The organism is Pedobacter sp. HMWF019 (assembly GCF_003061025.1).
In the GTDB taxonomy this organism is placed as follows: domain Bacteria; phylum Bacteroidota; class Bacteroidia; order Sphingobacteriales; family Sphingobacteriaceae; genus Pedobacter.
Genome location: NZ_QAIL01000130.1, coordinates 1 through 3,337, shown reverse-complemented (window position 1 = coordinate 3,337; position 3,337 = coordinate 1). Strand labels below are relative to the sequence as shown.

Annotated in this window: 4 protein-coding genes and 1 pseudogene; 2 read left to right on the top strand and 3 right to left on the bottom strand. The window is 37.5% G+C overall.

Features of this window, described 5'->3' with window-relative positions; all coding sequences use genetic code 11:
• The first annotated feature begins 38 nt into the window (after positions 1-38).
• On the top strand, positions 39-506 hold the full coding sequence (locus tag DBR11_RS08165; protein WP_108551441.1) for a redoxin domain-containing protein: 468 nt from the start codon (positions 39-41) through the stop codon (positions 504-506).
• Positions 507-560: 54 nt separating this feature from the next.
• On the opposite strand, the gene DBR11_RS08160 is transcribed toward DBR11_RS08165, so the two are convergent.
• Positions 561-827 (bottom strand): hypothetical protein, encoded by a 267-nt coding sequence (locus DBR11_RS08160; RefSeq protein WP_108551438.1) that lies wholly within the window; start codon positions 825-827, stop codon positions 561-563.
• Positions 828-924: 97 nt separating this feature from the next.
• Positions 925-1,752, bottom strand: a complete 828-nt coding sequence (gene purU / locus DBR11_RS08155; protein ID WP_108551436.1) for a formyltetrahydrofolate deformylase — start codon at positions 1,750-1,752, stop codon at positions 925-927.
• A 91-nt stretch (positions 1,753-1,843) separates the two neighbouring features.
• Between purU and DBR11_RS08150 the strand changes: the two genes are divergently transcribed.
• Positions 1,844-3,091, top strand: coding sequence for a sodium:proton antiporter (locus DBR11_RS08150; protein WP_108551434.1), 1,248 nt, complete (start codon positions 1,844-1,846; stop codon positions 3,089-3,091).
• Here DBR11_RS08150 and DBR11_RS08145 read toward each other — a convergent pair.
• Positions 3,060-3,337, bottom strand: a pseudogene (locus DBR11_RS08145) (MFS transporter); the annotation flags it as partial. The gene DBR11_RS08150 and the pseudogene DBR11_RS08145 overlap by 32 nt on opposite strands.

Here is a 3,337-nt window from a genome sequence, read left to right as displayed (position 1 = left end):
ATTCATTTCCTATCTTTTAACCTTTGAAATCTACTACTATGATTCTGAAAAAAGGAGATTCTGCTCCGGATTTTGACCTCTATGCAACACCCGACCAAAAATTAAGCCTTGCTGACTTCCGGGGGAAACGTCTTATTTTAGCCTTTTACCCTGCAGACTGGAGTCCTGTTTGTAGTGATCAGATGAGCTTATATAGCGCTACATTAAAAATATTTCATGAATATAATGCAGAAATCCTTGGTATTTCAGTGGACAGCAAATGGTGTCATATGGCTTTCGCTCAGGAAAGAAAAATTCACTTTCCCTTACTTGCAGATTTCGAACCTAAGGGGGAAGTATCCAAAAAATATGGAATCTACGACACAAAAGAAGGAGAAAGCCACAGGGCTTTATTTGTAATAGACGAGCATGCGATCATTCAATGGAGCTATTTGTCTCCTGATGGCATCAATCCGGGAGCTGATGGTATATTAGATGCATTGGAAGAAATGAAAAGTGCACAATAGGTTTATAAAATTAAAGGGCAATCTAACCGATGCCCTTTAATTTTATAAACCATTTTAAAAATCTATATCAATCAGGCTTGTTAAAGGAATATGAATTCCATTTTTGAGCTGAATATATTTCTCTGTTACTGACCAAACTGTTGTGTTCACAGTTTTTGGACCATCTTTGGTGTTAAATGTAATTTCTGCTTTTGACTTAAACTCATTTCCAAGTCGCTGCGCTCCATTTAGTTTATCCCTTAATTCTTCTGTGTGATTTTGTTCTGCTGGTATAATTTCACTTACTTCTATTGATTCCTTTTCTATTAATTCTCCTAACATAGTATAATGGCTAATTCTTTACTAAATATGCGTCTAATCTGTTTAAATAGCAATAAAAGAATAAAAGAGTTACAATTCAATGAAAATCAATCTCCCCCTAATGTTCAAATACAACCGTTTTGTTATGAACAACAAAAACGCGATCATCAAACACAAGACGCATAGCTTTTGCCAGTACTGCGGTTTCAATTTCCTTTCCGGATCTCACCATATCGAGTGCCGTAAAAGAGTGATTTACAGGGATAATCTGCTGTGCAATAATGGGCCCTTCATCCAATTCATTGGTTACAAAATGAGCAGTTGCGCCAATAAGTTTAACCCCTCTTTCGAAAGCTTGCTTGTAAGGATTGGCACCTGCAAAAGCAGGTAAAAAAGAATGGTGAATATTAATGATTTTATCCCTAAAACGGACAATGAATTCAGGTGAAAGTACCCGCATAAATTTAGCTAAAACAATGTAATCCGGTTGATAAGACGAGATTTTATTAATCATTTCCGCCTCAGCCGAGTCTTTACCATTGCTATAAGGGACCAGGAAAAAGGGGACATCAAAACGGTCGCAGATCTCTTGCAACATACCATGATTTCCAATAACACATTGAACTGAAGCACCTAATGTTCCAAAACTGTGTCGTATGAGTATATCTGCCAGGCAGTGGTACTCTTTGGTAACCAGAACAACAATCTTTTTGTTTGGCGCTGGATTAACCTGTATTTCCGAGCGAGTAGGTAAAATTTTCAGCAATTGTTTTTCCAGTAAGACTTCGTCTGAATACCCATCCATTTCCAACCGCATAAAAAAACGGCATTCTACCTTATCCACATGTTCGCGCATAGAAATAATATTCAGCTGATTTTGAGATAAAATCCTGGAGATATCTGCTACGAGGCCAAGCTGATCTTTGCATTGTATGGTTATGATCATTATCCTTAAATAAAAAGGCAAGATAACAATATCTTCTAATTTTAGTATTTTGCGATAATCGATTGATTTTTTACTTAATAGCCGTTACTTCATGGAATTATACTATTCTTTTTCAGTCCTTATTGTTCTTGCTTCTTTTTTCGCCTATCTGAACCTCAGGTATCTTAAGCTACCATCTACTATTGGTATTATGATTATCGCGATGCTGTCTTCGATTCTATTAGTTGTTACAGGCCATCTATTTCCTAAAATCTTTACGCACTTTTCAACGTTACTTCAGGATGTTGATTTTACTGAGGTACTTATGGGAGCTATGCTAAATTTCCTTCTCTTTGCCGGTGCCATACATATTAACCTAAAAGACCTCAGGGAACAACGCTGGCCAATTATGGTCTTTTCTACAATCAGTGTAATCATCTCCACTTTTGCTGTAGGATTTCTCTTGTTCTACATCAGCCCTCTATTCTCTGTAAAACTACCTTTCATATTCTGTCTTCTGTTTGGTGCGCTTATCTCACCGACAGATCCAATTGCGGTAATGGGCGTATTAAAGGAAGCCAAAGTAAAAAAATCATTGGAAACAAAAGTTGCCGGAGAATCCCTTTTCAATGACGGGGTAGCTGTTGTGATCTTTGCTGTTATTCTACAACTTGCCCAGGGAACAGATATAGATATCTCTTTTACAAACATTTCCTGGCTACTCGTTAAAGAAGCCCTTGGAGGCTTTTTACTAGGCACATTACTCGGTCTGGGCGCATCAAATGCCATTAGAAAAATAGATGATTACAAAGTAACTGTCCTGATTACACTCTCAGTCGTTATGGGCGGATACCTGATTGCTCATTCCATGCACATTTCAGGTCCATTAACGATGGTAGCGGCGGGAATTGTTATTGGCAATTATGGCCAAAGAACTGCGATGTCTGCGACAACGAAGGATTATCTGAATAAATTCTGGGAGTTAATTGACGAAATTCTGAACGCTATCCTTTTCCTTTTTATTGGCTTCGAATTGTTGATCATCAAAAACATCACTATCTATTGGCAAATCGGCTTAATATCTATTGCAATTGTACTATTTGCACGTTTCATCTCCATTTATATACCCGTGTTACTCATCCCCTTTAAAAACAAGTTCAGTAACGGAACCATAAAAGTACTTGTTTGGGGTGGCCTGAGAGGTGGTGTATCCATTGCACTTGTACTCTCCATGGATGAAGGTCCCTATAAAGCCACTTTAGTTGCGGTTACTTATTTTGTTGTGGTGTTTTCAATTATAGTACAGGGCTTATCAGTAGGAAAAGTTGCTACGAAAGTTCTGTCCCAGGAAGAGATTTAGACCTCAACCTGGAAATTACCAGCATAATGAATACAGAAAGCAGGATTAGGATCAGGTAACTTAAGCTTAGATTTCTTTCATCTTTAGCTGGAACAATGTTTACAATTCCATAGCTTAAAAAAGAAACAATAACATAAGTGATACCACCAGTCAGACCGCCTGCGATCCCCGCATTTTTCGGAAACTTTCCAAGACAAAAAGTAAAATAATTATTAAAGGTATACCCTGCTCCAATATGAATAATAA

Excerpts from the sequence above, each read along its gene's own strand:
- purU (WP_108551436.1), bottom strand. The coding sequence starts at position 1,752 with ATGATCATAACCATACAATGCAAAGATCAGCTTGGCCTCGTAGCAGAT.
- DBR11_RS08160 (WP_108551438.1), bottom strand. The coding sequence starts at position 827 with ATGTTAGGAGAATTAATAGAAAAGGAATCAATAGAAGTAAGTGAAATT.
- DBR11_RS08150 (WP_108551434.1), top strand. The coding sequence starts at position 1,844 with ATGGAATTATACTATTCTTTTTCAGTCCTTATTGTTCTTGCTTCTTTT.
- DBR11_RS08165 (WP_108551441.1), top strand. The coding sequence starts at position 39 with ATGATTCTGAAAAAAGGAGATTCTGCTCCGGATTTTGACCTCTATGCA.